This window comes from Paraburkholderia sp. FT54, assembly GCF_031585635.1.
Lineage (GTDB): Bacteria > Pseudomonadota > Gammaproteobacteria > Burkholderiales > Burkholderiaceae > Paraburkholderia.
In genome coordinates, this window is sequence record NZ_CP134196.1 from 2,644,622 (window position 1) to 2,670,787 (window position 26,166).

Here is a 26,166-nt window from a genome sequence, read left to right on the forward strand (position 1 = left end):
CCACGCTACCGATACGTGAAGTGGCGGCAGATTTATTTCCTGCGCAGACATGCGAGGCCCGGCCCGCATTACATAAACCTTTCGACATGGTATGCTCGCACCTGTCTTTGGGGAGTAGCCGGCTTCTACCCAGAAGCGCCTGCGTCAACATTCTCGGTCGCGCAGACCGTGGTGCAGGTAGCCCTTTGGTTGGCAAGACCATCGACACACCACGCGACCGGTCGGGCGCGGCGGTGTGTCGTGGTTTTCCGCCCGACCTCGAGCCCACTTCTCATGAATCCTGTCGCAACGCTGTTCCTTGCTTTCGCCATGTCCACCGACGCCTTTGCGGCTGCAATCGGCAAAGGCGCCACGCTCAATCGTCCTCACTGGCGTGAGGCTGTCAGGACGGGGCTCATCTTCGGCGCCATCGAAGCCCTGACACCCCTGGTCGGATGGTTCCTCGGCAAAGCTGCAGCCCAATACGTCTCCGCATGGGATCACTGGATCGCGTTCGCGCTGTTGTTGGTCCTCGGCGCCCGCATGGTTCTCAATAGCTTTAGCACCAGGGAAATCGAAGAGACCAAGCAGTCGACTCATTCGTTCTGGTTGCTGGCGCTAACCGGCTTTGCCACGAGTATCGACGCCATGGCAGTCGGCGCGGGCCTTGCCTTCGTCGACGTCAACATCTATTCCACTGCTGCCGCGATCGGCCTCGCCACCATGGCGATGGTCACGATCGGCGTGATGCTCGGCCGTGTGATCGGCCATGTGGCTGGCAGGCGTGCGGAACTGGCGGGTGGCGTGGTGCTGGTCGGCATTGGCAGCACCATCCTGGCTGAACATCTGAAGATCATCGGCTAGACGGTGGTTGGCGGGCGCCCGCTGAGCTTCACCTCGTTCGGGCCAATCGACGGCTGACGCCGTCGGCCGCCTGTATCATGGCGGGTTTGCGCGCGACCTGAAGTCCACGCAAATGCATCCATTCACGACAACCAAAAGGAAGATTGCCATGACGGCCGCAACGCAATTCGATCAGGTTTCCATTGTTAAACGAGCCAACGTCTACTTCGACGGCAAGTGTGTCTCTCACACCGTTCTCTTCGCCGACGGCACGCGCAAAACGCTTGGTGTGATCCTGCCCGGCGCGCTCAACTTTGGCACCGACGCGCCGGAACTCATGGAGGTGCAGGCCGGACAATGCCGCATCCGCCTCGCAGGCAGTGACGAGTGGAAGACATATAGCGCGGGCGAGTCGTTCTCGGTGCCCGGCAAAAGCCGCTTCGATATCGACGTGATCGAAACGCTCGACTACGTCTGCAGCTATCTGTAAAACGTATCGCGTCGCACGACATGGGTACGGCACGCGCATTCAGGACACGTCATTGATGATTGCCGGTTGGGCGCGAGCAACAACCCAACCGGTGAAGGGACGATGATGAATTGAAGAGTCCGTCGAGATCAACGGCGTTTCATCTTGATCACACGCGAAATCTGACCAAGCGTGAAGCCAGTGTTCTCCACGTACTTCGCATAGTCGACCGGAGCAGTAAACGATGCCTCGGTGACGTACTCGCCCATGTAACGGAATCGGTCAGTTGCCGTGCGTACAAAAACAGGCAGCGGGTCGGTCTGTCGCGCGAGCGTTCGGCCGGCCGCACGTGCGGCGGCGCTGCCATCGCACACGATCACATCCGGGGCATACGGGTTGAGATCCTGACGCAATCGCGCGGCAACGACCTTTCCGCCCTTCACGGGCAAGAATGCCTGTTTGCATCCTCCTGTCACCCGATGAATGTCTTCCCGAGAATACTCTTTTCCAATATCAAACATGATTTTTCTCCCAAGAATGACGCCTGGCTGTAAAGCAGTGGCATCAAGCGGAGCGATGATATCGACCTGTACCTAAAGCCCTTGTATAAAGCGCGAGCTTCTTGATAAAGAAGGCATGCAGATTGAGCGGAACAGCGAGACATACCCCACAGATAGCACCGGGTTGCATCGGCTTCTCGCCGCGCTCCGATATGCCGAATTAACGATAGACGCCCCCCGGTTTTATAAATTCGTTATACGGTTGGTGACAGAATCTCGACGTCGCAGAGCGAGGTTCTTACATGCTTCGGTTGAGATTTCGTCAATACGAAAACAATGCGGGAGCCGCTAGCTCTGTCGCCGCAATCTTATCGTTCGAGTTCTTTTCGTAGACGGTTGCCGCAAGCGCTTGTAGGAACACGCCGAGGTATTTGGGGGGGAAAACCGCACGACGTGTATGGATCGGCCAAACGCCGAAGATGTGTTTCTACGAGCGCTTGCGGCAGCGTTGCGCTACTCGCGGCCAGGAAATCCGGATCGTGCAGGATCAGCGGCGAATAATGCGCGCGACGGACGACATGCCACTTATCTCGTGCTCACTCAGCCACGCACTGACGGGTCTCGACTCTGCTCAACATCGCTTCAAAATCCTCGAGGGGAAGCGGCCGGCAGAAATAGTAGCCCTGATACGCGTAACACCCCGCTGCGGCGAGGAAATCTCGCTGAGCCCCGGTTTCGACACCTTCTGCGATCACACCCAAGCCGAGGCTGCGCGCAAGGGCCACGATGGTCCTGGCAATCACGGCGTCGTTGGGATCGACAAGAACGTCTCGCACAAATGAGCGGTCGATTTTCAACTGATCCAAAGGCAGCCGCTTCAAATAGGACAGCGACGAATAGCCAATGCCAAAATCGTCTAGTGCGAAGACGATGCCTTTCGCTTTCAGCGCGCTCATCTTCTCGATGATGTCCTGCACGTTGTCGACCAGCACACTCTCCGTCAACTCCAGTTTCAACCTGTCGGGCCGTGCGCCGGTTCGACCGATGATCGTCAACACGTTGTCCACGAAGTCGGCTTCGCGGAACTGCTGGACGCTGACATTGACCGCAATCGTGAGATGCGCCATATCGGGTCGCGCTGCCCATTGCGCCAGTTGCGCGCAGGCGGCTTCCAAAACCCAGCTTCCCAACGCAAGGATCAGTCCGGTTTCTTCTGCCAGCGGAATGAACTCAGCAGGAGGTACGACACCCCGCTGCGGATGCTGCCAGCGCACCAGTGCCTCCGCGCCCGTTACGCGGCTGCCGTCGACCTGCGCCTGGTAGTGGAGCAGGAACTGATTGTCCTCGATGGCATTGCGCAAGCCCGCCTCTAGCGCAGCTCGCTGCACCACGACGGTCTGCATGTCCGGATCGAAGAAGCGCACGGCATTGCGTCCTCTTTCCTTGGACTTGTACATCGCGAGGTCGGCCTGCTTGAGGAGTTCGTCGATCGAGGCCTGATGCCCTCTGAACACGGTGGCGCCGATGCTCGCGCTTGTGCGGTATTCGATCTTGCCAAGCTGATACGGACTGCCCAGCACGGCGAGGATTCTTTCGCCCACGGCCTCCGTCTGGTTGGCCGCCTCCTGCCGATTCTTGTGCAGGTTTCCGAGCACCACCACGAACTCGTCGCCCCCCACTCGTGCCACAGTGTCGCTCTCGAGCACGCTGTCTGCCAGACGCTGCGCCACTTGCTGAAGCAGCAGATCACCTTTGTCGTGGCCCAAGGTATCGTTCAGCGTCTTGAAGTGATCCAGGTCGATAAACAGCAAAGCACCGCAAGCTTCGTTCCGGGCGCTGGCCGTGATCGCCTGCCTCAAGCGATCCAGCAGCAGGGTGCGATTGGGCAAGCGGGTCAGCGCGTCGAAGAACGCCAATTCCTTGATTCGCTCTTCCGCGATCTTGCGTTCGGTAATGTCGTGATGTGTGCCGACATAGTGGCTGACGATTCCGTCCTCGCTCATCACGGCGGAGATCGTGAGCCATTTCGGGTACATCTCGCCGTTCTTGCGGCGATCCCAGATTTCCCCTTGCCAGCCGCCCGCACGATGAATCGCTTCCCACATACTCTGGAAGAATGCGGCGTCGTGAAGGCCCGATTGAAGCACGCTCGGTGTCTGACCCACGATTTCCTCGGCCGTGTAACCGGTGCATTCGGTGAACGCCGAGTTCACGCGCAGAATGGTGGCGCTCGCGTCGGTGATCATCATCGGTTCCATCGAGTCGAATGCGACAGCGGCAATTCGAAGTTCTGCCTCGACCTGTTTGCGCTCGGTAATGTCGCGGCCGCTCGTGCGAAAGCCGATGAACTCGCCTTTGGAATCGGTAATCGGAACCCACGAGGCGGACAGCCACATGAGTGAGCCGTCTTTGCGAACGCAGCGAAACTCGAGGTCATCGCCGCGCAGGCCTTGTAGCGCTTTCTGGAACTCGGGTGCAACGCGGGGAATGTCCTCCGGACAAATCACGGTGCCGGCGAAGTCCGGCATCGCCATGCACTCGTCGACGGTATATCCGATGTACGCCTCCACCGCCGAGTTGATCCAGCGCGGGTTGCCGTCGGGTCCCCACCAGATCTCCCAGTTGACCGTACAGTCGGCAATCGCGCGGAATTTCTCTTCGTTCTCGCGCAACTCTTTTGTCATTGCCGAGGCAAGCCGCATCGCGCGGCCGCGGCCGGTCATCATTAGCCAGGTGAGCAGCGCCAGCAGCAGGCTGAGGCCCGTGCCGGTACTCGCAATCGGGAGCGCGGCGTTACGGCCGAAGCGAGCCTTGAAGTCGTCCTGGGCACTCATCGACAGTGTCCAGTCATGTCCGCCGACCACCAGATATTCGTTGGCCGACATGTCCGCAGCCCGATGATGACCGGGCGCCTCGGGCGTCTTGTGCAAAAGCGCGGCGGACGACGTTTCGACGCCATCGTAAATGGCGATGGTGAGCCCGGGAGGCTGCTCGCCGTACAGGCTGGCGATCACATCGTGCATGCGGAACGACGCGTAGACCCAGCCGATCAGGTGCGCGCGGCGCTGGGCGACGCTGTCTTGCGGTTGGCCTCGTGCGTAGATCGGCAGGTACATGATGAATCCGGGGCGAGCATTGCCGGCGTCCACCGACAGGCGGACTTTCCCGGACAGGGTCGCCATGCCGGAGTCGCGCGCCTGCTCCATGGCGCGCCGCCGCACGGGGTCGGCCCATGCATCGAAACCGGCCGCCGCGCGATTGATGCCGATGGACGGCTCGCGCTGGATGATCGGCGCGTAGTTCTCGCGCGAGCCTTTGGGCTCGATCGCGTAGTCAGGCAACCCCTGCCGGCGGATGGCCGCGATATGCTCGACCTTCTCCGTCCCCGGCACCCACGCGACGATGCCGATGGCCTGGATACCGGAGAAGTTGGCGTCGAGATTGAGCGTGCTGACGTAGTCACGGAACTGATCGCGGTCGATTTCTCCGGTAGCGGCGAACAGGCTCTGCACGCCGCGCAGCAAGAGTTCATACGTGCCCATGCGCTGCTCGATGCGGCTGACCGCGTCGCCCAGCGAAAAGTTGAACTGGGACAGCAGTTCATGACGGGCGGCCTGCCGCTCATGGTCCCACAGCATCCACGTCACGCTGAGCGCAGCGGACAGGACCAGTAGCGGCAGCAGGACAAGGCGCGACCAGTTCACGGCTGCGTTTTGAAATCGACCATCGACTCGGCGAGGTCAGGTTTGAAATACTTCTCGAAGATGCGCCGAACGGTGCCGTCGGCGCGCATCTCATTCACGAGGGCACGCCACTTTTCCCGCTCGGCCGGCGACAGCGCCTTCTTCGACATGATGAGGCCGTGACGGACGGCAGGGTCGTCGAATTCCACGATGGTGGTCACGTCGCGGATTTTCTTTTCATCGATTGCGGGGTAATCGAAAGGCTCGATGATCATGCCTTGAATGCGCCGGAGAATCAGCGCCTGATACAGCGGATCCAGACCGCCCGCCTGGCTGACACGGTTTTCGGCCGACAGCTTGTCGACCAGCCGGTTGGCCGACTCGCTATAGCGGAAGCTGCGGATCACGCCGAGCTGAAACTGGTCGTTGTGCTCGAAATCGGCCAAACGATGGATTCCGGCGTCGTTGCGCACCAACAGATAGTACTTGTTGCTGAAATACCAGGCGAAGTCCGCGTACTCGTTACGCTCGTCGTTGGCAATGCCCGACAGGCTGAAATCCAGTCCGCCGGATTCAATCAGCTTCCAGATCCGGGCCCGCGACATCAGGCTGACTCTGATCTGGCACCCGCTGCGGCGAATCAGCTCGTCAGCGAAGTCCTTGTCGATCCCGGTGTCCGTGTCGACGGAATAGAGCAGGCCGTGATCGTGTAAAGCAAGCGTAAACGAACGCGAACATTCGGGACCAGCGGCCATGGCGCTACCCATGCAGCTTAGCGCCAGTAGCAAACCCCCGAGGCAATGTCGAATCACGGTGTCTCCGTCGTACGAAGATGACTTGAGTACCACATTCAATTTTCCCGACGATGACGCCGGTGACGTGATCCTGCTATTTGGTCAATTTGAATGGGGCTAATGAAATGCCATTTTTTTGCGGACTGGCCAGCATACACCTGTCCGGCTGGGCCAGCGGAACATTCAAACCGTAGGCGCTCTTCTCGCAATATCGGCCGCGCGCTGCAGTTCTTGAGGGGACGCTTGTCATTTTTTGCGTGTGAGCGGATTGTGTCGATTTGGAGAACTTCCAGGCAGTGGTCTTGAGCGAGCGGGCGGATGTGGTGCCGACGCGCCGCCGCTCTGGCGTCTGAAACATCCGGCGATTGATTGGCCCAAGCTGTTATTCGCGCTGGCGGAATTGCATTGCTGCAAATGGCCGCTATGGCGCAGTGAGAATGTCGGTACGACCCGTCGAGAGGCCCCGAAAGGAAACTGGCCAGCTAACAGCGGAGATCTCTGCCGAGATACGCAGTAACCGCCTCTGTCAGCGCGATGTCGTGCATTTCCTCCGGCGATGCCAGATGCGCGGCGACAATCTCACGATTATCAAGCCGCAACTCGGGCATGCGATCGAGGTGCAGCTCAAAGAAATGCACCTGGTCTCTTCGCCCGTCCCAAATACCGCAGGCGCTGCCCGCGGGGACCAATGTGTACGACGACAGACCAATCTCTTCCTCCATTTCGCGCTGCGCCGCTGCAACAGGCGCTTCACCGGGCCGAACGCTGCCGCCGGGAAAATTCCACTCGGCACGGTACGATGCTTTCACAAGCAACAGCGCCCGCCCGACGTAGATTGCTACTAGCGCGCCCTCATGGCGAGGCCGTCGAAGATGCCACCAGGCGCGAACGAATCGGAATCCGAAGCGAAGTACGATGCGCCAGACAAAGTCGATTAGCGTAGCCGGTCGCACTCGCTCAAGGCTCGGCATGAGGTCCCTCCTTCCCTTTCATGGTCAGTGGATTTTCCGGGCTGCCGCGTTAATGTGGTTCAGGGTATTCGCCATTGACACACCACTGCCTGGAAACCGTAGTTTAGCCAGTAGCCGGTCTCGCTCAGGATAGGCTGCCCAACGGAAGCGCTGTCTGGGCGTCGTAATCGTAGTCCAAAAAACAATCGCGACGATGAGCGAACCGACACATAGTCACTCACCGCGGCACGTCGCAACGCCCGCCGGCCACCAGGCACACTCCGCCAACCAATGGCACTATTGTCCCTACCCTGCTAGATTTGTACTCAGCCGAATCATTGCTCGGGAGAGAACGATGGCCGACAGACCCACTTCCAACGCCTCCACCCTCCGTTCGCTGGTCCTGATCGCAGTCGTCGTGGCCGCGCTGGTCGCGGCCTTCGCCTTTACGGCCGGCTGGCTCTCGCCTGGGCGCGTTACGCCGGCAAAGATCGTCAACGGTCTGGCGCCGCCGGGCGGCGCGGCGCTCGGCTTCCGGCGCAATCACGCCAAGGGCATCTGCTTTACCGGCAGCTTCGAATCGAATGGCGCGGCGACGGCGCTGTCCAAGGCGCCGATGTTCGCGCCCGGCTCGTATCCGGTCACGGGACGGTTCAACCTCGCTACGGCGGACCCCAAAGCGCCAGACGCGACGGTTCAGGTGCGGGGCCTCAGCCTGCGCATCGTCGCGCCGGACGGAAGTGAATGGCGCACGGCGATGATCGACGCGCCGTTCTTTCCGGTCGCCACGCCGCAGGCCTTCTACGGTCTGCTTCAGGCCTCGGCCAACACGAGCGATCCGGATGCCATGAAGAATTTTGCCGCCGCGCACCCGGAGTTCGGCCATTTTGGAGAGTGGGCCGGCAGCGCGCCGTGGACGGCGTCTTATGCGCAGGATCGGTACAACAGTCTCAATAGCTTCATCTTCACCAATGCCGCAGGACAGGACCAGGCGGTGCGCTGGTCCTTCGTGCCCACCGCGCAGCCCGAAGCGGTATCCCCCGACCAGTTGAAGCAAAAAGGCGCCGACTTCCTCGCCGCCGATATCACGCAGCGGGTGCAGAGCGCACCGCAACGCTGGACACTGGTCGTCACCGTTGCCAATCCCGGTGACCCGACCGCCGACCCCAGCAAAGCGTGGCCGGAAGATCGACGCAAGGTAGACGCGGGTACGTTGGTGGTCAGTGCGATAGAACCCGAGGCCAACGGACCGTGTCGCGATCTCAACTTCGATCCGACCGTCCTGCCATCGGGCATGCACGTCTCGGACGATCCGTTTCCGGCCGCGCGCTCAGCCGCCTATTCCGTATCGTTCAACCGGCGGACCGCCGAGGATAAGGACTATCCGCGCCATCCGGCGGGAGGAGCCACGCCATGACGACCCCGACCCACGCTCGCTTCACACCGCTGCAACGCGCGCTTCACTGGCTCATGGCAGTTTGCATTCTGGCGATGCTGTTCATCGGTGTCGGGATGGTGTCCACCGTTCGCCCGGATTATCTTACGCTGGTGTCCATCCACAAGCCGCTGGGTATCGTGATACTCGTGCTGGCGCTGATCCGCCTGGTGCTGAGGTTGACGCGCGGCGCGCCGCCGCTGCCTGCGTCGATGCCGGAACCGATGAAACTCGCCGCGCGCCTCTCGCATCTCGCGTTTTACATACTGATGATCGCGCTTCCGCTGATCGGCTGGGGCATGCTGTCGGCAGCGAACTATCCGGTCGTGGTGTTCGGAATGCATTTGCCGTCCATCCTGCCGCATAGCAATGGATTGCACACGTTGCTGTGGAACGGGCACAGGACACTCGCGCTGTGTTTCTTTGCGCTGATCGTGCTTCATCTGGCGGCGGCTCTTTTACACGCGCTAGTAAGACGTGACGGTGTGTTCGAGGCGATGGCGCCCTGGTCGAAGCGTTGAGGTGTACGGCAGCGGCGATCAAAACGATGCGGGCGACCTGAACAGGCCGCCCGCATCGAACCTTCTTGCGTTACCGCATCGCCACCCTTACCGCACCTTCCCCTGTTTCCACGCAGTCAGCAGCTGGTCGTACTTGACCGTTTCGCCTTTCGGTTTTTCGTTTGCCAGCTTCTTCCACGGTGCGTGCTGATCCGACAGCCATTTGTCCGGAGCGCTTTCCGGATTCAACTCCGGCGCGCAAACCTTCATCCCCGCGCGCTGCAAACGGGCCAGCACCTGGTCCATTTCCTTCGCCAGATTGTCCATCGCGGCTTGCGGCGTCTTTTCGCCGGCGACGGCCGTCGCGACGTTCTTCCACCACAGTTGCGCCATCTTCGGATAATCCGGCACATTGTTGCCGGTCGGCGTCCAGGCGACGCGCGCCGGGCTTCGATAGAACTCGATGAGCCCGCCGTACTTGTCCGCGTTCTTCGTGAAGTAATCGCTATGGATATCGGAATCGCGGATGAACGTGAGACCGGTAATCGACTTCTTCAGCGAAACGGTTTTGGATGTGACGAACTGCGCGTAGAGCCATGCGGCGGCACGCTGGTTCGGCGGCGTCGACTTGAAGAAAGTCCACGAACCCACGTCCTGGTAGCCGTTCTGCATGCCGTCCTTCCAGTACGGACCGTGCGGCGACGGCGCCATCCGCCACTTCGGCGTGCCGTCCGCGTTGGTCACGTTGCCGGGTTTCAGCATCGACGCAGTGAACGCGCTGTACCAGAAGATCTGCTGCGCGATCTTGCCTTGCGCCGGCACCGGGCCTGCTTCGTTGAAGGTCATCCCCGAGGCTTCGGGCGGAGCGAACTTCTTCAGCCAGTCGATGTACTTGGTGGTCGCGAACACCGCGGCCGGACTGTTCGTGCCGCCACCGCGCGAGACCGACGCGCCCACTGCATGGCAGCCGTCCGGCGTGACGCGCACGCCCCATTCGTCGACCGGCATGCCGTTCGGAATGCCCTTGTCGGCTTCACCCGCCATCGACAGCCACGCATCGGTAAAGCGCCATCCCAGCGACGGGTCTTTCTTGCCGTAGTCCATGTGCCCATAGACTTTTTCGCCGTCGATGTTCTTGACGTCGTTCGTGAAGAATTCGGCGATGTCCTCATACGCGGACCAGTTCACCGGCACGCCGAGATCGTAGCCGTACTTCGCCTTGAACTTGTCCTGCAGGTCCTTGCGCGCGAACCAGTCGGCGCGGAACCAATACAGGTTCGCGAACTGCTGGTCGGGCAACTGATAGAGCTTCTTGTCCGGCGCGGTCGTGAAACTGGTGCCGATAAAGTCCTTGATGTCGAGACCGGGGTTCGTGTACTGCTTGCCTTCGCCGGCCATATAGTCGGACAACGGCATGATCACGCCGTAGCGATAATGCGTACCGATCAGGTCGGAGTCGGAAATCCAGCCGTCGTAAATGCTCTGCCCGGACTGCATCGAGGTCTGCAGTTTTTCGACGACGTCGCCTTCCTGGATGATGTCGTGCTTGACTGAAATGCCGGTGATTTCGGTGAACGCCTTGGCGAGCGTTTTCGATTCGTACATATGCGTGTCGAGTGTTTCGGACACCACATGCACCTCTTTGACGCCGGATGACTTCAGCGTCGCAGCGGTATCGACGAACCACTTCATTTCGTCCATCTGCTGCTGCTTCGATAGCGTGCTCGGTTGAAATTCGCTGTCCACCCACTTCTGCGCTTCGGGCATACCGGCGATCGCCGCGTGGCTCGTGAAGCCAGTCGCGATGACGCCTGCCACGGCGAGCGTGACGATTCGTCTCCTCTGTTGCATGGCTTTCTCCTGTGTCTCCGCACCCCTTGGATCAACTGCCGAGGTCCGCCCGGGGCATCAACGGAACCGGTCTGTCCAGATACGCAAACCTTCAGGACGCAACGCTGTTCATCCTTTCCACATGACGATCAGCAGTACGAGCATCGATGCCGCGAAACCGGGCCACGCGCTCGCGTGTTCCGCGCTGATGCCGATCCACGCGAGATTGATGTACGCAGCAATCAGCAACCCGATAAAGAGCCGGTCGCCACGCGTGGTGCCGATCGGCAGGAAGCCTTTGCGTTCGACCGTGGGCGAGCGGATTTCCCACACGGTCATGCCCGCCAGCATCACCACGACGCAGCCGAAAAAGACCGCCACTTCCGGTGTCCAGTACATCCACGTGAGCATCAGACTCTCCCCATCGCAAAGCCCTTCGCGATGTAGTTCCGCACGAAATAGATGACGAGCGCGCCGGGCACGATGGTCAGCACGCCCGCCGCCGACAGCACGCCCCAATCCATCCCCGCCGCCGATACGGTGCGCGTCATCACGGCGGCAATCGGCTTGGCGTTGACGGTGGTGAGCGTGCGCGCGAGCAGGAGTTCGACCCAGCTGAACATGAAGCAGAAGAACGCGGTCACGCCCACTCCCGACTTGATCAGCGGCAGGAAAATCCTGATGAAGAACGCCGGGAACGTATAGCCGTCGATGTAGGCCGTTTCGTCGATTTCGCGTGGCACGCCCGACATGAAACCTTCGAGAATCCACACCGCGAGCGGCACGTTGAACAGCATGTGCGCGAGCGCGACCGCGATATACGTGTCCATCAAGCCCACGCTCGAATACAGCTGGAAGAACGGCAGCAGGAACACCGCGGGAGGCGTCATCCGGTTGGTGAGCAGCCAGAAAAACATGTGTTTGTCGCCGAGAAAGCGATAGCGCGAGAACGCGTACGCGGCAGGCAGCGCGACCAGCACCGACATCACCGTGTTCATCAGCACGTAGATGATCGAGTTGATGTAGCCCCAGTACCAGGACGAGTCGGTGAAGATGACCTTGTAGTTGTCGAGCGTCACGTGATGCGGCCAGATCGCGAACGCCGACATCGTCTCTTCGTTCGTGCGCAGCGAGATCGACAGCATCCAGTAGAGCGGAATCAGCGCGAACAGGATGTACACCGTCAGCACGACCACGCGCATCCAGCAGTTACTGCGCATAGTCGTCTCCCGTAGTGGCCGGGCCGCCCTTGCCGACTCGCTCCATCCAGTTATAGAGAATGAAACACAGCAACAGGATGATCAGGAAGTAGATCAACGAAAACGCCGCCGCCGGGCCGAGGTCGAATTGCCCGACCGCTTTTTGCGTCAGGTACTGCGACAGGAACGTGGTCGAATCGCCAGGACCGCCGCCCGTCAGCACGAACGGCTCGGTGTAGATCATGAAGCTGTCCATGAAGCGCAGCAGCACGGCGATCATCAACACGCCGCGCATCTTCGGCAGCTCGATATAGCGGAATACCGCGAAGCGGCTTGCGCCGTCGATTTCGGCGGCCTGATAGAACGCGTCCGGAATCGCACGCAGGCCTGCATAGCAGAGCAGCGCGACAAGCGGCGTCCAATGCCAGATGTCCATCACGAGCACCGTAATCCACGCGTCGCTGGGACTGGCCGTGTAGTTATATTCAATGCCCGCGTGATTGAGTGCATAACCGAGTAGACCGATGTCCGGCCGCCCGAAAATCTGCCAGATCGTGCCGACCACATTCCAGGGAATCAGCAGCGGCATGGCCAGCACGACCAGCGACGCCGATGCACGCCATCCGGACGCGGGCATGGCCAGTGCAAGGCCGACGCCGAGCGGGATCTCGAACAGCAGCACGCAGGCGGAGAAGATGACCTGCCGCCCGAGCGCGCCACGCAGGTCGTCGTCGTTGATGATGGCGCGAAACCACTCGGTGCCGACGAACACATGCTGCGTCGGGCTGATAATGTCCTGCACCGAATAATTGACCACCGTCATGAGCGGCAAGATGGCGGAAAACGCAACGCAGATGAACACCGGTACGACCAGCAGCCAAGCCTTCTGGTTGACGGGCTTGTTCATCGCGTGATCCTTTCATCGTTGCTGAAGAAGACGGTTTCCGCCGTGGCGAGCTTCAACCAGACCGCCCCTTCGTCGACACGCAGATGCGGTTCGACCTTGGCCCTGAAGACATGGCCGTCGCATTGAGCCGTGACCAGCTGGTAATTGCCGAGTTGCTGCACACGCAGCAGGTGCGCTTTCACGGCGCCGGGTTCGCCATCGCTCACCACACGCACGAACTCCGGGCGAATGCCGAGCGTCAGCGTGCCGGCGGCATGTTTCAGCGTATCGAGCGTAGGCGGGTCGAGTCGTAAATGCTGCGTGCCGATCTTGATACCGTCGGCGTTCAGTTCGATCGGGCAGAGATTCATCCCCGGACTGCCGATGAAATAGCCGACGAACGCATGATCGGGCCGCAGAAACAGCGCGCCCGGATCGCCTTTCTGCACGACGCGGCCGTTCGTCATTACGACGACTTCATCCGCGAAGGTCAGCGCCTCGACCTGATCGTGCGTCACGTAGATCAGCGTCAGCTTCAGTTGCTGATGAATCTTCTTCAACTGACGGCGGAGGATCCACTTCATATGCGGATCGATGACGGTCAGAGGTTCATCGAACAGGATCGCGGCGACGTCCTTGCGCACCAGCCCGCGCCCAAGCGAGATTTTCTGCTTCGCATCCGCCGACAGATTGTTCGCCTTGCGCGGCAATTCACGCGTCATGTCGAGAATCTCTGCCACTTCGTGAACGCGCTGTTTGACGTCACGCGCCGACATTTTCCGGTTGCGCAGTGGGAACGCGAGGTTGTCGAACACGCTCATCGTGTCGTAGATCACCGGGAACTGGAACACCTGCGCAATGTTGCGCTCGCGCGGGCTCTTGTCCGTGATGTCGCTTCCGTCGAACAACACCTTCCCTTCCGACGGCCTCACGAGCCCGGACACGATGTTGAGCAACGTGGACTTGCCGCAACCGGACGGCCCGAGCAACGCATACGCGCCGCCGTCTTCCCAGACCATGCTCATCGGCTGCAACGCGTAGTCGTCGAGCGTGGCGGGGTTGGGTGCATAAGCGTGCGCGAGATTCTGGAACTCAATGCGCGCCATGAGCCGCCTCCGGGCCGGACACCAGCGTCGTGTCCGCGCCGAACACGAACAGTTCGTCGGGGTCGATGTACACATCGAGCTCCGTACCGAGATCGATCTGATGCACGCCCTGCAGTTGCGCGACCAGATCGATGCCGCCTTGCCGCGTGTGCAGATGCAGGTAGGTTTCAGAGCCGCTCAATTCGGCCAGTTCGAGCCGGCACGGCACCGCGACGGAGCGCGGCGTTCGCGGCGCGAGTCGCAGATGGCCGGGCCGCACGCCAATGCGGAATGTTTCGTTGCCGCTAACAGCACGCGCGCTGGCCCGTCCGAGCGGCACATCGATGCCGATCGGCAGGCGCGCGGTGCCGTCGGGGGTGAGATCGCTGGCGAGCATGTTCATCGGCGGATCGTTGAAGACGGCGGCGACGTCGATATTGGCGGGCGCGTTGTACACATCGAGCGTCGGGCCGTGTTGCAGCACGCGCCCTTTGTCGACGATCGCCGTATAGCCGCCGAGCAGCAGTGCTTCGAGCGGTTCGGTCGTCGCGTAGACGACGGTGGTTTTGCCGTCCGCAAACAGCGTCGCCAGTTCCACGCGCAATTCCTCGCGCAGCTTGTAGTCGAGATTGACGAGCGGTTCGTCCAGCAACACCAGCGACGACCGCTTGACCAGCGCCCGCGCCAGCGCGCAGCGCTGCTGCTGGCCGCCGGACAGTTCGCCTGGACGCCGTGGCAGCAGGTGATCGATATGGAGTTTGGCGGCGACTTCGTGAACGCGCCTTTTGACTTCGTCGGCGGCCGTTTTTTGCAGCTTCAGCGGTGACGCGATGTTGTCGAACACCGTCATGGCCGGATAGTTGATGAACTGCTGGTAGACCATCGCGAGGTTGCGCTGCCGGACGCTGAGGCCGGTCACGTCGTTGCCGTCGGCGAGCACCCGGCCCGAAGCCGGGCGGTCGAGTCCGGCCATCACGCGCATCAGGGTGGTCTTGCCGGCTTGTGTCGGTCCAAGCAGCACGTTGATCGCGCCGGGGACAAGCCGCAGATCGACGCCGTACAGGTGGGTGTGAGCGCCCGAAACGACTGTCACCCGCTCCAGTTCCAAGACCAAATTGCTCTCCTTTGTTCTAGTGCGTCTCCGGTACCGCGGGTGCCTGCTTCTGCGTGCGGGGCACACGGCAAAGCGTGCCCTCTTTTCTGAAAGGAAATCAAAACAACAGATTCGATGTTCCTTTTTGTTCGTTTACGTTTAAATCGGTGTTAACCATACAATCGGTCGACAATTAAGTTCGTTGACGTTTACTGACTCGATAACAATTGCTTTCTCTTAATATTTTATTTCACGCATATCGTAATCTGGATGTCAGCGTAACAGAATGGTAATCAGTCTGAGGGATTGCCTGTTCGCGCTTAACGGACAAGTCGGGAACGCGATATCGGCGGTCCCGTCTCGCTCACGAGGCAACGCCGAATCCAGGCTCATGGTCAAATGCGGGTTTTGGGGAGAACTGCATGAGTGCCGTCGACAATCAGGAAACCGCTGACCGGACCGTCAAGCTCTATTCGGTACGCGACTTTTTCCGCAGGCCCGAGAAACACCAGTTCACGATTTCGCCAGATGGCCGGCATCTTTCGTTTTTGACTCGACACGCGGGCCGCCAGAATATCTTCGTTCAGGAAATCGGCCTCGACGGCTCGCCGCTCGGCGACGCGCGGGCGCTGACCAACGAGTCCGAACGCGACGTACCTGGGCACGCCTGGAAAGGAAACGACCGCATCCTGTTCGTCAAGGACTTTGGCGGCGACGAGAACTTTCACGTGCTGTCTGTGCCGATCGACGGCGGCGAGCCGTTCGACCTGACGCCGTTCGATGGCGTGAAAGCGAGCATCGTCGACGATCTCCGGGACGATGACCGCCATATCCTGATTCAGATGAACCGGCGCGATCCGCAGGTGTTCGACGTGTTTCGCGTCGACGTCGTCACGGGCGAATTCACCTCGATCGCTGAGAACCCCGGCAACGTCATGGGCTGGATGACCGATCACGCCGGGCGCCTGCGCGTCGCAACGGCCTCCGACGGCGTCAACACGACCTTGCTCTATCGCGATGCGGAGACCGAAGCCTTCCGCCCGATCCTCACGACGAACTTTCGCGAAACGGTGTCACCGCTGTTCTTCACATTCGACGATCAGCGTTTATACGTGCTCTCCAATCGCGGCCGGGACAAGACGGCCATCTGCGAGTTCGACCCGCAAACTGCCCATGAGGGCGAGCTGCTGTTCGAAGCCGAACATGTGGACGTGAGCGGCATGGCTTTTTCGAAACATCGGCGCGTATTGACTGCCGCGTGGTACGTCGATGACCGCTTGCATCGGCACTTCTTCGACGAGTGGGCTCGCTCGATCCACGAAGACCTGGGCCGTCAGTTGCCCGGCCAGGAAATCTCGATCACGAGCATCACACGCGACGAGTCGCGCGCGATCGTGCATGCTTCGAGCGACCTTTCGCCGGGCTCGATCTGGACATACGATATCGCCAGCCGTCATCTTTCGAGGCTCACCGAGCTCATGCCCTGGCTCGACGCCGCGGACATGGCGCGCATGGAACCCATCCGCTTCGCCGCGCGCGACGGTCTGCAGATCAACGGTTATTTGACATTGCCCGCGGGCATCGAACGCGGGCAGAATCTGAAACGCTCGCTCCCATTGATCGTCAATCCGCACGGCGGGCCTTGGGTGCGCGATTCGTGGGGATTCAATTCCGAAGCGCAATTGCTCGCCAATCGAGGATATGCAGTCTTGCAGCTGAACTTCCGGGGATCGACGGGCTATGGACGCGCGTTCTGGGAGGCGAGCTTCGGCCAATGGGGCAAGTCGATGCAAAACGACATCGACGACGGCATCGACTGGCTCGTCGGGCAAGGTCTGGCCGATCCCGCACGCGTGGGCATCTACGGCGCGAGCTACGGTGGCTACGCGGTGCTCGCCGGCGTGGCATTCACACCCGAGCGCTATGCGGCCGCGGTCGACTATGTCGGCGTCTCGAATCTGTTCACGTTGCTCGAATCGTTGCCACCGTATTGGAAGCCGATGCTTGACATGATGTACGAGATGATCGGCAACCCGCAAACGGAAGCGGGCAAGCAAGCGCTGCACGATGCATCGCCGCTCTTCTTTGCGGATCGGATCGTCACGCCGCTATTTGTCGCGCAAGGCGCAAACGATCCACGAGTCAAGCAAGCCGAAAGCGACCAGATCGTGAACGCGCTGCGCGAGCGAGGGATCGACGTCAAGTACATGCTCAAAGACAACGAAGGACACGGCTTCCGGAACGAAGAAAATCAGTTCGAGTTCTACGAAGCGATGGAAACCTTCCTCGCGCAATATCTGGGCGGCCGTTCGGCAACGTAGCGCTGAAGGATCAGCAATCAGTGAACGGGCGGCATTCTGAGGCGCGGCGGAGTCGCAACGCCTCCAACAACTCCGGCCAGAGCTATTCTCACTGCGGCAGTCGCAGTGCCTTGCCTGCTCAAGGCGAGTGCTGGAGTTGACCGGCGACCTCTTCGAGGCGCGATGCGCCGGCAGCGACCGCGCTGAGAAACATGCCGATTGAGAACTCGACCATCTGGTCGATCGAAACCGGAATATCCGAGCGCGGCACACGATCCGAGAGGATTAGCGTGGCGAGTCCGTGCTCCACGCTCCAGGCGGCATGCGTAACGAGCGTCAGTGACTGCTGCTCCCACTGTTTTTCCAACGCAAATGTCTCGACCGCCGAAGCAAAAAGCCTGAAGGATTGTCCGCTCTCCTCGTTGAGTTCCGGATAAGAATCGCGCGCAACAATCCGCGGACCAATCATCAATTCAAACAGTCCCTTGTGGCGCTGAGCAAACTCCACGTAGACCCGCATCATCCGATATGCCTTGGACATCGCAGTGTCGTCGGACGCGCTTATCGCGCGGCGCAGTGCCGCAAGGTCGCGAAATCCATCCGCCGCGATGGCAGCAAGCAGGCCTTCCTTGCCCGCGAAATGGCGAGACGGCGCCGCCTCGGAGACACCCACGGCTCGCGCGAGATATCTCAGACTAAGCTCGTGGACGCCGATCTCCTCCAAAGCACGACGCCCCTCGGCGATCAGCGCATTGCGCAAGTTTCCATGGTGATATGGCACGGCCACTTCAGAGGACAATTTTGAGTTCACGACGCCGCCAAAGAAAAATGTTCAGACAAGTTGAAAATTATAGATATCTGGCCTTGAAGCACGCAACGGACCTCGCTTAGCCAGTTCCCGCAAGCCTGGTATTCCAACGCACGCGCCAGTCAATGGCGCCTGCATCTTGCGTCGGGAATACCCTGATTGGCGTCAAAGTTAACGCTGTTATCATTGTCTCACGGACTAGCTGAACGTCAAAGAGCGCGGGGCTTCTGTCACGCCACCTGTCAGGACATACGACGGACGGGAGCGATCCGCAGATGGCCGTTTGAGCAATGTACGGAGGAGCATACCGCCCATGTCCAATAGCTTCATCTCAGCGATCATTTGAATCGCTAAGTATCACTAACGTGTTTGGCAATCAACATTGCCCGGCGATTGTCGCCGGGCCCAACGTGCAGGATAAAACATGACCACGGTTCTGTTCGAGAAAGACGGCGCAGTGGGCGTCGTCACAATGGCGAAGCCTCCTCACAACCTGATCGACGACAGGTTTCTGACGGATTTGCTCAGTGCCTACAACAAGGCTGTTGAAGAAGGATGCCGATCGATCCTTTTGCGCAGCGGTATGCGTCATTTTTGCGCCGGAGCGGATGTGGCCGGCTTCACCGGTGGTGGACGACGGCGCGACCAGGCGGGGTTCGAGTCTTTGCTGGACGCGCTCGAAAACATCGGCCTTCCTTCGGTGGCGGCAGTTCATGGCGGCGCGCTCGGCGGCGGCGTCGAACTCGCACTGACCTGCGACATGATTGTCGCTGCCGACACGGCGTTCTTCGGCATGGCAGAAGCTTCCCTGGGGCTATTGCCGCTGCTAGGCGGCGTACAGCGGATGACGCAGCGCGTCGGCCCGGCGCGGGCAAAGGAAATGGCGATGTTCGGTCGACGTCACGACCCCGCGGCGCTCGAACGTTGGGGTGCTATCAACCTCGTCACCGCCGAGGCCGAGTTGCCAGCCGTGTCGATGTCCTGGGCGCGTCAGCTTGCGGCAGGCCCCACGGTCGCACTGACGGGCATCAAACGACTGGCGAATCTGTCGGCGCGCCATGGGATCGCCGGCGCCGACGCCCATCAGACCGAAGCCAGTAACACGATGTGGGCAAGCGCCGATCACAAGCGTGGCCTGCAGGCTTTCGCGAAGACCGGTCCGGGTTCTGCGGTATTTGAGGGGAACTGATCATGAACGCTCCACTGGAGGGCCTGAAAGTCATCGACTTCACACGGGTGCTGGCGGGTCCGCTGTGTACGAAGACATTGCGCGACCTTGGCGCCGATGTGACAAAGATCGAACCGCCGGGCGGCGACTCCGGCCGCGGAGGCGTGCCGCACATCGATGGCATGTCGGTCTACTATGCGCAGCAGAATGCGGGCAAACGCAACCTCAGCCTTGATTTGAACTGGGCTGAGGCGCGCGAAATCGTGGTCGACATGTGCCGCGACGCGGACATCATCGTTGAAAATTTCCGCCCGGGCACGCTCACGCGCTTCGGACTCGGCTACGAGCAGGTGCGCAAGATCAATCCGGCCGTCGTGTACGTGTCCATTAGCGGCTACGGGCAAACCGGACCATGGCGAAACCGCCCCGCTTTTGCGCCGACAGTCCAGGCGGAAACGGGACTGACGGATATCCTGCAGAACCACTACGGCGAATCGCTCACCGAACTCAAGAATGATGCGTGCAGTCACGCGGACGTATACACCGGTCTGCATGCCGTGATTGCCGTACTCGCGGCGGTTCAGCATCGCCATCGCACAGGCGAAGGACAGCACGTCGACGTCTCGATGGCCGCGACCATGCTCGCGGTGAACGAACGCGCTGGCGCACAGCTTTCGGGAATCGATACCCAAGGCGAACCACCCGCACTGAGCGCGCCCGAGTCCCATATCTACCAGCTGCCGGACGGACGTCAGTTGACCATCGCGGCGAGTCCCATTTACACGCCGATGTTTGTCCGCTTCTGCTCGATGATGCGTCGGACTGATCTGCTGCTCGATCCACGCTTTGCGACCGCGCCGCTGCGCCGCCAGAACATCGCCGCGTTGCTGAGTGAAGTGCGTGCCTGGGTACTCACATTCACCGACCTGGACGAACTTCAGGCCCAGGTCAGCGAGGCAGGTCTCGCCGTCGGCGTGGTCCGCAGCACGAACGATCTCGCGGAATCCGAATGGGCGCAGGATTGGGGGGCAATCGTGAACGTCGACGATCGCTCGGGAGGTACGATGCGCATGCCTGGCTCGCCGTGGCGCTTCAGCGGCGCGACCTTGCCGCCGCCGGGCATTCCCGCCTTCCAGGGCGAGCACAACGCCGAGTTGCTCGCCGAGCGCAACATCGATCCGGCCTTGATCCAGGAACTGCGCCAACGCCGCGTGCTGCTGAGCCGCCGGAGTCTGCGGGGTGAATTCGATGAACCTTGATCGCACTCACGACGTCAGCGCGAGGAGCTGGTTGGCGTCCGCCAACCATCCTGCCAGCGACTTTCCGCTGCAGAACCTTCCCTACGCGATCTTCCGCCGCAAGAAAAGCGCCGAGCAGTTTCGCGGAGGCATTGCGCTCGGCGACCGGGTCATCGACCTCGCCGCGCTCGTTCGCGAACAATGCCTCGACGGCCTGGCCATGCAAGCCGCGCGCGCCTGCAGCCAAGCTTCTCTCAACACGTTTTTCAGCATGGGTTCGCAGGCGTGGCGCGCTCTGCGGCTTGCTGTTTTCACACTCTTCGAGGCATCCGTAGCCGGCGCGCCGGGCGTCGCGGATCGGCACGTGCTGGAACGGTGCCTCGTCGAGCAGACCGACGTTGAATACAGCCTGCCCGCATCCATTGGCGACTATACCGACTTCTACACGTCGATCGATCACGCGCGCAACATCGTCAAGTTGTTGCGACCTGACGCGTCACTGTCGCCGAATTTTCAATGGATGCCCGTCGCGTATCACGGCCGTGTCTCAAGCATCGGACTATCCGGTGAGCAGGTCCGGCGCCCGCTCGGGCAACGCCTCGTCGCGGGTCGAGGCACGCCGGAGCTTGCGGCGTGTGAGCGACTCGACTACGAACTTGAACTGGGAATTTTTATCGGCGTCGGCAACTCGCGGGGCGAGCCAATTTCCATCAATCAGGCCGAAGAACACGTGTTCGGCCTCTGTCTGCTGAACGACTGGTCCGCCCGCGACATACAGATGTGGGAATCCACGCCGTTGGGCCCGTTTCTCGCGAAGAATTTTGCCACCACAATTTCCCCCTGGATCGTGACGATGGACGCCCTCGCACCATTCCGGCATGAGTGGACGCGGCCTGCCGATCAGCCTCAACCATTGCCCTATCTCGACGCACCGGCCAATCAACGCGAAGGCGGCCTCGACATCCAGCTCGAAGTCTGGCTGGAGTCCGAACGACAGCGCACGAGCGAAGCTCCGGCCACCCGTCTGTCGCGTACCAGCTTCCGCCATCAATACTGGAGCGTGGCTCAGATGGTCGCGCATCACGCGGTGGGCGGCTGCAACCTTCGCAGCGGCGATCTGTTGGGCAGCGGCACGATCTCGGGCCCAACCGCCGCCGAGGCCGGCGCATTGATCGAACTCACCGTCGGCGGCAGGACACCCGTCGCACTCGGCAATGGCGAAACACGCGGCTTTCTCGAGGACGGCGACACGGTCGTCATGAAAGGCTGGTGCGAGCGGACCGGCTTTGCGCGAATTGGCTTTGGTGAAAACCGTGGGAAGGTCATCCCCGCGCGAGTGGTTTCGTAGCGCTTGTTGTTACACCCTGGCGGGGGGCGCGAGACGCCGCCCGCTTCTGCCCTAACACCGTCACGACACCGGGCGATCAGATCCGGGCATGTCACCAAGGAGACACTTCATGAATTCGCTCTACGACGCCGATGCGAACGCCTTGGGCGACGCGTCCGAAATGGCATTACGACGCGCGTATTCGGCTTCGGAATGGAGAATCGTTCCGATCCTCTTCCTGCTGTGGATGCTCGCGTGGGTCGATCGGGCCAACGTCGCGTTCGCGAAGCTGCAGATGCTGTCGGATCTTCACTTCAGCGAAATCGTGTACGGTTTTGGCGCGGGATTGTTCTTTCTAGGGTACGTCGTGTTCGGCATACCGAGCACATTGATTCAGCAAAGACTGGGCGCACGGAAGACGATCGCCGCCATTGCAATCGGCTGGGGCGCGACGAGTCTCGCCATGACACTGGTGAACAGCCCTCCCGTCTTCTACTTCCTGCGGTTCTTGTTAGGCGCTTTCGAAGCCGGCTTCTACCCCGGTGTGATCCTCTATCTGAATCTCTGGTTTCCAGCACAACGTAGAACCCGTAACTTCAGCATTTTTCACTCGGCCGCGATCTGTTCGACGGTCGCCGTCGGCCTGACGGGAGGATTCATCCTGCAACATATGAGCGGCCTCCTGTCGCTGCAAGGATGGCGCTGGATGTTTCTGGTTCAGGCCGCGCCCACCCTGCTGCTCGGCTGCCTCGTTCCGTTTGTCCTTTCCGATAGCCCGGCGACCGCCTCCTGGCTGTCTCCGGAGGAACGAGAACTCATCCAGACCGATCTGGCTCGTGACAGGCAACGGTCGTCCGCAGGCGCGGACCACCATGGGCCACTGCTTGCCAATCCCGTTGTCTGGGTTCTGTTCGCCGCCTATTTCTGCATTCTCACCGCCAACACGGCCCTGAGCTTCTTCATTCCGACCATCCTGCACGATGCCGGATTCGGTGGATACACCGCCATCGGCAATGCCATTGCTGCAATGTGCGTACTCGGCGCCATCGGCAATATTGCATTCTGTTCGTTCGCGAGCCGGCATAGCGACGTTCGCTACCATTGTGCGATCGCGTCGATCGTGAGCGTCGCGAGCCTGATCCTGCTGATATTCGTCTGGCACAGCAACCGCGCCGCCACCTTTACGACACTCGTCTTCGCTCTCGCCGGCACAGGCGCGGGGATCTCGTTGTTCTGGCAGATTCCCGTACGGTTCCTGAAGTCGAATGCGGCAGCGGTCGGGGTAGCGTTCATCAGCTCGTTCGCGAACCTTGCGGGCTTTCTGACACCGTGGCTCACGGGGTACATACGCGAGGCGACCGGTACTTATACGAGCGGCTTTGTCACTGCGGCCTGCGTGCAGGCATTGTCAGCAGTCGTGCTCGTCGTGGCGTTGCCATTGGCCGCTTCAAGAAACCGAGTCGCTGCTCCGGCCCATCGTCAAGGCGGCAACTCATGATGGGCGCGCTCAATCATATCCGTGTGCTGGACCTCACCCGTGTGCTCGCCGGCCCGTGGTGCGCGCAAACGCTCGCTGACTTCGGCGCCGACGTCATCAAGATCGAACGACCCAAGGTCGGCGACGACACGCGCCAATGGGGACCGCCGTATCTGAAAACGCCGGACGGCGCAGATACACGCGAGGCCGCGTACTATCTGGCCGCCAACCGCAACAAGCGCTCGGTCACCGTCGACATTGCCACGGCCGAAGGCCAGCAGATCATCCGTGAACTGGCCGCGCAAAGCGATGTCGTGCTGGAAAACTACAAGGTCGGCCAGTTGAAAAAGTATGGCCTTGACTACGCCTCTTTGAAGGCGGTGCGGCCCGACATCGTCTACTGCTCCGTGACGGGATTTGGGCAGACAGGACCCTACGCACAACGCTCAGGCTACGACTTCATCATCCAGGGGCTGGGCGGCTTCATGAGCATCACTGGCGAGCGCGACGGATCGCCGGGCGGTGGACCGCAAAAAGCCGGCGTCGCAATTACGGACCTGATGACCGGCATGTACGCGACCGTTGCAGTATTGACGGCGCTCGCGCATCGCGACCGTACCGGCGAAGGACAATACATCGACATGGCGCTGCTCGACGTGCAAGTCGCCATGCTGGCAAACGTCAATGCGAATTTCCTCGCGAGCGGAGAGGCGCCGGTTCGCTGGGGCAATGCGCATCCGAATATCGTGCCCTACCAGACGTTCCAGACTCGCGACGGCTGGATCATCGTCGCAGCCGGCAACGACGGGCAGTTTCGAAAATTCGTCGAAGCCGGCAGCCGCACGGAACTGGCTGACGACGAGCGCTTCTCGACCAATCCCGCACGCGTGAAAAATCGCGACGTGCTGGTGCCGATTCTCGCGGAGATGGTGCGTAGCCGCGGCAAACAGGAATGGATCGCGGCGCTCGAAGCCGCGGGCGTACCGTGCGGACCAATCAACGATCTGGCTGAAGTGTTCGAAAACGAGCAGGTGGTGGCGCGTGAAATGCAAGTCGATTTGCTGCATCCGTGCGGCGGCACGGTGAAGCTGGTGCGCAACCCGATCAGGATGAGCGGCACGCCTCCGCAGGCGCTCACCCACCCACCCCGGCTTGGTGAACATACGCACGACGTTCTGCGCGGCGAGCTCGACTACGCCGAAGAACGGATCGCTGCGTTACGTGAACGCTCGGTGATATGAATGAGTGAACGGCCGCCGCCACCACTCGTATCCGGCGGCAATCACGCATCACAAGCTCCTTAAAGATTTCCGAAGTAGCAAGTTCTTGCTATGGGCGCGAGAAGAAACATTCCGTCTTTATTCAGTATTGCGTATTAATATAAAATTGCAGAGGAGATAGCATGAACCTTGGTCGCTCAATTATTCTGGCGTGCGGCAGTCTGGCTACCGTGTATGTCCATGCACAAAGCAGCGTAACGCTCTACGGTGTGGTCGACGCTGGCGTTAGCTACGTGAACAATGTGGCCAGCCAACCCGGAGCCGTCGGCGCCCGGAAGATACAGGCAACGACCGGTGTTGGTGTACCTTCCCGTTGGGGACTTAGAGGGACCGAGGATCTGGGTAGCGGCAATTCCGCTATCTTCGTGCTCGAAAACGGCTTCAGCGTAATCAACGGTACGCAACTGCAAGGTTCGCGGCTATTCGGCCGTCAAGCGTTTGTCGGGTTGACCAATCAGAAGCTGGGTTCGGTGACATTCGGCAGACAGTACGATTCAGTCGTCGACTTTGTCGGACCACTCGTGTCGTCCAGACAATGGGCTACGCAATACGGTGCCCATATCGGTGACATCGACAATCTCTACACTACATTCCGCATCAACAACTCGATCAAGTACACCAGCCCGACATATCGCGGATTGACGTTCGGAGGGCTGTACGCTTTCAGCAATCAGGCCGCAAGCTCGTCGGGAAACGGCTTCTCGAACAATAGCGCGTGGAGCGTCGGGGCGAGTTACGCCTCGCAAGCGTTGACGCTAGGAGTCGGTCACTTTCATCTATCAAACCCGTCGGCCGGAAATACGGGAGGCAGTAACACGACAGGGGCCATTGTCGGCGACTACACAAGCCCCACCGATATCTTCTATACACGCCCAGTGCAGACGCAGGACGTCACGGGAGCAGGCGCCGCGTATCAGTGGGACGCCGCGACGATTGGATTCGTGTACACCTTCGCGAAGTTAAGGTACGTCGACCATTCGAGCTTTTCTCTCTCGAACTACGAAATCAACGCCAGATACCAGATCTCCCCGGCCGTGCTCGCCGGCGTAGCACTCATTTATAGCGACGGAGAGGTCCATGGAATTCCGTCCATAAAGAACATTACGGATGGGACGCACCCTCGTTGGACACAAATAAACGCAGCGGTCCAGTACCTGCTTAGCAAACGTACCACGGTCTATGTAGCCGCCGTCTATCAAAAGGCCATGGGTGACGCGCTGACCGCGGCGATCGACAACGCGGGAGGTCCGACTGGCTCCAACTCCAGCTATCAGTTAGCGGTTACCGCGGGCTTACGCGTCAGGTTCTGATTCGCCGCTATC

At 60.6% G+C, this 26,166-nt stretch carries 22 protein-coding genes and 1 riboswitch; of the genes, 11 read left to right on the forward strand and 11 right to left on the reverse strand.

All coding sequences use genetic code 11. The features are described from left to right. Positions 1-97: 97 nt before the first annotated feature. Positions 98-263, forward strand: a riboswitch (yybP-ykoY riboswitch). Between the two features lie 10 nt (positions 264-273). Beyond that, positions 274-843, forward strand: a complete 570-nt coding sequence (gene mntP, locus RI103_RS31510) for a manganese efflux pump MntP (protein WP_310816607.1) — start codon at positions 274-276, stop codon at positions 841-843. Positions 844-991: 148 nt separating this feature from the next. Further along, positions 992-1,312, forward strand: a complete 321-nt coding sequence (locus tag RI103_RS31515) for a pyrimidine/purine nucleoside phosphorylase (protein ID WP_310816608.1) — start codon at positions 992-994, stop codon at positions 1,310-1,312. Positions 1,313-1,440: 128 nt separating this feature from the next. Here the strand turns inward: RI103_RS31515 and RI103_RS31520 are convergent, their stop codons facing one another. The 4 genes from RI103_RS31520 to RI103_RS31535 form a co-directional block, all read right to left on the reverse strand. Beyond that, on the reverse strand, positions 1,441-1,812 hold the full coding sequence (locus RI103_RS31520) for a hypothetical protein (RefSeq protein ID WP_310816610.1): 372 nt from the start codon (positions 1,810-1,812) through the stop codon (positions 1,441-1,443). Positions 1,813-2,387: 575 nt separating this feature from the next. Beyond that, entirely contained in the window at positions 2,388-5,495 is a 3,108-nt protein-coding gene (locus RI103_RS31525; protein ID WP_310816611.1) for an EAL domain-containing protein, read from the reverse strand. Continuing rightward, entirely contained in the window at positions 5,492-6,241 is a 750-nt protein-coding gene (locus RI103_RS31530) for a substrate-binding periplasmic protein (RefSeq protein WP_409077010.1), read from the reverse strand. Before RI103_RS31530 ends, RI103_RS31525 begins: the two co-directional genes overlap by 4 nt. A 509-nt stretch (positions 6,242-6,750) precedes the next feature. After that, a complete protein-coding gene (locus RI103_RS31535; RefSeq protein ID WP_310816613.1) occupies positions 6,751-7,239 on the reverse strand; it encodes an NUDIX hydrolase in 489 nt (162 codons plus the stop codon). A 334-nt stretch (positions 7,240-7,573) separates the two neighbouring features. On the opposite strand from RI103_RS31535, the gene RI103_RS31540 reads away from it, so the two are divergent. Both RI103_RS31540 and RI103_RS31545 read left to right on the forward strand, forming a co-directional pair. Beyond that, positions 7,574-8,635, forward strand: a complete 1,062-nt coding sequence (locus RI103_RS31540) for a catalase family peroxidase (RefSeq protein WP_310816615.1) — start codon at positions 7,574-7,576, stop codon at positions 8,633-8,635. Then, entirely contained in the window at positions 8,632-9,174 is a 543-nt protein-coding gene (locus RI103_RS31545; protein WP_310816616.1) for a cytochrome b/b6 domain-containing protein, read from the forward strand. The genes RI103_RS31540 and RI103_RS31545 overlap by 4 nt, the downstream gene beginning before the upstream one ends. An 87-nt stretch (positions 9,175-9,261) precedes the next feature. On the opposite strand, the gene RI103_RS31550 is transcribed toward RI103_RS31545, so the two are convergent. The 6 genes from RI103_RS31550 to RI103_RS31575 all read right to left on the reverse strand — a co-directional run bounded on the left by RI103_RS31550 (position 9,262) and on the right by RI103_RS31575 (position 15,267). After that, positions 9,262-11,004 (reverse strand): ABC transporter substrate-binding protein, encoded by a 1,743-nt coding sequence (locus RI103_RS31550; RefSeq protein ID WP_310816617.1) that lies wholly within the window; start codon positions 11,002-11,004, stop codon positions 9,262-9,264. A gap of 108 nt (positions 11,005-11,112) precedes the next feature. Next, positions 11,113-11,394, reverse strand: coding sequence for a DUF2160 domain-containing protein (locus RI103_RS31555; RefSeq protein ID WP_310816619.1), 282 nt, complete (start codon positions 11,392-11,394; stop codon positions 11,113-11,115). Then, positions 11,394-12,203: a carbohydrate ABC transporter permease gene (locus RI103_RS31560; RefSeq protein ID WP_310816620.1), complete on the reverse strand. Its 810-nt coding sequence runs from the start codon at positions 12,201-12,203 to the stop codon at positions 11,394-11,396. Before RI103_RS31560 ends, RI103_RS31555 begins: the two co-directional genes overlap by 1 nt. After that, positions 12,193-13,089 (reverse strand): sugar ABC transporter permease, encoded by an 897-nt coding sequence (locus RI103_RS31565; protein WP_310816621.1) that lies wholly within the window; start codon positions 13,087-13,089, stop codon positions 12,193-12,195. Before RI103_RS31565 ends, RI103_RS31560 begins: the two co-directional genes overlap by 11 nt. Beyond that, entirely contained in the window at positions 13,086-14,174 is a 1,089-nt protein-coding gene (locus RI103_RS31570) for an ABC transporter ATP-binding protein (RefSeq protein WP_310816623.1), read from the reverse strand. Before RI103_RS31570 ends, RI103_RS31565 begins: the two co-directional genes overlap by 4 nt. Further along, positions 14,161-15,267: an ABC transporter ATP-binding protein gene (locus RI103_RS31575; RefSeq protein ID WP_310816624.1), complete on the reverse strand. Its 1,107-nt coding sequence runs from the start codon at positions 15,265-15,267 to the stop codon at positions 14,161-14,163. The genes RI103_RS31570 and RI103_RS31575 overlap by 14 nt, the downstream gene beginning before the upstream one ends. 401 nt (positions 15,268-15,668) lie before the next feature. Here RI103_RS31575 and RI103_RS31580 point away from each other — a divergent pair, with 401 nt between their 5' ends. Then, positions 15,669-17,567, forward strand: coding sequence for a S9 family peptidase (locus RI103_RS31580; protein WP_310816625.1), 1,899 nt, complete (start codon positions 15,669-15,671; stop codon positions 17,565-17,567). A 118-nt stretch (positions 17,568-17,685) separates the two neighbouring features. Here the strand turns inward: RI103_RS31580 and RI103_RS31585 are convergent, their stop codons facing one another. Continuing rightward, positions 17,686-18,357, reverse strand: coding sequence for a TetR/AcrR family transcriptional regulator (locus RI103_RS31585; RefSeq protein ID WP_310816626.1), 672 nt, complete (start codon positions 18,355-18,357; stop codon positions 17,686-17,688). A gap of 421 nt (positions 18,358-18,778) precedes the next feature. Here RI103_RS31585 and RI103_RS31590 point away from each other — a divergent pair, with 421 nt between their 5' ends. The 6 genes from RI103_RS31590 (at position 18,779) to RI103_RS31615 (ending at position 26,154) form a co-directional block, all read left to right on the forward strand. After that, entirely contained in the window at positions 18,779-19,543 is a 765-nt protein-coding gene (locus RI103_RS31590; protein WP_310816627.1) for an enoyl-CoA hydratase/isomerase family protein, read from the forward strand. A gap of 2 nt (positions 19,544-19,545) precedes the next feature. Next, positions 19,546-20,781, forward strand: a complete 1,236-nt coding sequence (locus RI103_RS31595) for a CoA transferase (protein ID WP_310816629.1) — start codon at positions 19,546-19,548, stop codon at positions 20,779-20,781. Further along, positions 20,771-22,108, forward strand: a complete 1,338-nt coding sequence (fahA, locus tag RI103_RS31600; RefSeq protein ID WP_310818625.1) for a fumarylacetoacetase — start codon at positions 20,771-20,773, stop codon at positions 22,106-22,108. Before RI103_RS31595 ends, fahA begins: the two co-directional genes overlap by 11 nt. A 109-nt stretch (positions 22,109-22,217) precedes the next feature. Beyond that, entirely contained in the window at positions 22,218-23,585 is a 1,368-nt protein-coding gene (locus RI103_RS31605; RefSeq protein WP_310816630.1) for an MFS transporter, read from the forward strand. Continuing rightward, on the forward strand, positions 23,585-24,805 hold the full coding sequence (locus RI103_RS31610; RefSeq protein ID WP_310818626.1) for a CaiB/BaiF CoA-transferase family protein: 1,221 nt from the start codon (positions 23,585-23,587) through the stop codon (positions 24,803-24,805). The genes RI103_RS31605 and RI103_RS31610 overlap by 1 nt, the downstream gene beginning before the upstream one ends. A 161-nt stretch (positions 24,806-24,966) precedes the next feature. Continuing rightward, positions 24,967-26,154 carry a porin gene (locus tag RI103_RS31615; protein ID WP_310816632.1) on the forward strand — a complete coding sequence of 396 codons (1,188 nt, stop codon included), beginning with the start codon at positions 24,967-24,969 and terminating at the stop codon, positions 26,152-26,154. Positions 26,155-26,166 lie beyond the last annotated feature (12 nt).

Bases quoted from the DNA above. Each gene is read 5' to 3' on its own strand.
- mntP (WP_310816607.1), top strand. From the start codon at position 274: ATGAATCCTGTCGCAACGCTGTTCCTTGCTTTCGCCATGTCCACCGAC.
- RI103_RS31515 (WP_310816608.1), top strand. From the start codon at position 992: ATGACGGCCGCAACGCAATTCGATCAGGTTTCCATTGTTAAACGAGCC.
- RI103_RS31520 (WP_310816610.1), bottom strand. From the start codon at position 1,812: ATGTTTGATATTGGAAAAGAGTATTCTCGGGAAGACATTCATCGGGTG.
- RI103_RS31530 (WP_409077010.1), bottom strand. From the start codon at position 6,241: ATGGGTAGCGCCATGGCCGCTGGTCCCGAATGTTCGCGTTCGTTTACG.
- RI103_RS31535 (WP_310816613.1), bottom strand. From the start codon at position 7,239: ATGCCGAGCCTTGAGCGAGTGCGACCGGCTACGCTAATCGACTTTGTC.
- RI103_RS31540 (WP_310816615.1), top strand. From the start codon at position 7,574: ATGGCCGACAGACCCACTTCCAACGCCTCCACCCTCCGTTCGCTGGTC.
- RI103_RS31545 (WP_310816616.1), top strand. From the start codon at position 8,632: ATGACGACCCCGACCCACGCTCGCTTCACACCGCTGCAACGCGCGCTT.
- RI103_RS31550 (WP_310816617.1), bottom strand. From the start codon at position 11,004: ATGCAACAGAGGAGACGAATCGTCACGCTCGCCGTGGCAGGCGTCATC.
- RI103_RS31555 (WP_310816619.1), bottom strand. From the start codon at position 11,394: ATGCTCACGTGGATGTACTGGACACCGGAAGTGGCGGTCTTTTTCGGC.
- RI103_RS31560 (WP_310816620.1), bottom strand. From the start codon at position 12,203: ATGCGCAGTAACTGCTGGATGCGCGTGGTCGTGCTGACGGTGTACATC.
- RI103_RS31565 (WP_310816621.1), bottom strand. From the start codon at position 13,089: ATGAACAAGCCCGTCAACCAGAAGGCTTGGCTGCTGGTCGTACCGGTG.
- RI103_RS31570 (WP_310816623.1), bottom strand. From the start codon at position 14,174: ATGGCGCGCATTGAGTTCCAGAATCTCGCGCACGCTTATGCACCCAAC.
- RI103_RS31580 (WP_310816625.1), top strand. From the start codon at position 15,669: ATGAGTGCCGTCGACAATCAGGAAACCGCTGACCGGACCGTCAAGCTC.
- RI103_RS31590 (WP_310816627.1), top strand. From the start codon at position 18,779: ATGACCACGGTTCTGTTCGAGAAAGACGGCGCAGTGGGCGTCGTCACA.
- RI103_RS31595 (WP_310816629.1), top strand. From the start codon at position 19,546: ATGAACGCTCCACTGGAGGGCCTGAAAGTCATCGACTTCACACGGGTG.
- fahA (WP_310818625.1), top strand. From the start codon at position 20,771: ATGAACCTTGATCGCACTCACGACGTCAGCGCGAGGAGCTGGTTGGCG.
- RI103_RS31605 (WP_310816630.1), top strand. From the start codon at position 22,218: ATGAATTCGCTCTACGACGCCGATGCGAACGCCTTGGGCGACGCGTCC.
- RI103_RS31610 (WP_310818626.1), top strand. From the start codon at position 23,585: ATGGGCGCGCTCAATCATATCCGTGTGCTGGACCTCACCCGTGTGCTC.
- RI103_RS31615 (WP_310816632.1), top strand. From the start codon at position 24,967: ATGAACCTTGGTCGCTCAATTATTCTGGCGTGCGGCAGTCTGGCTACC.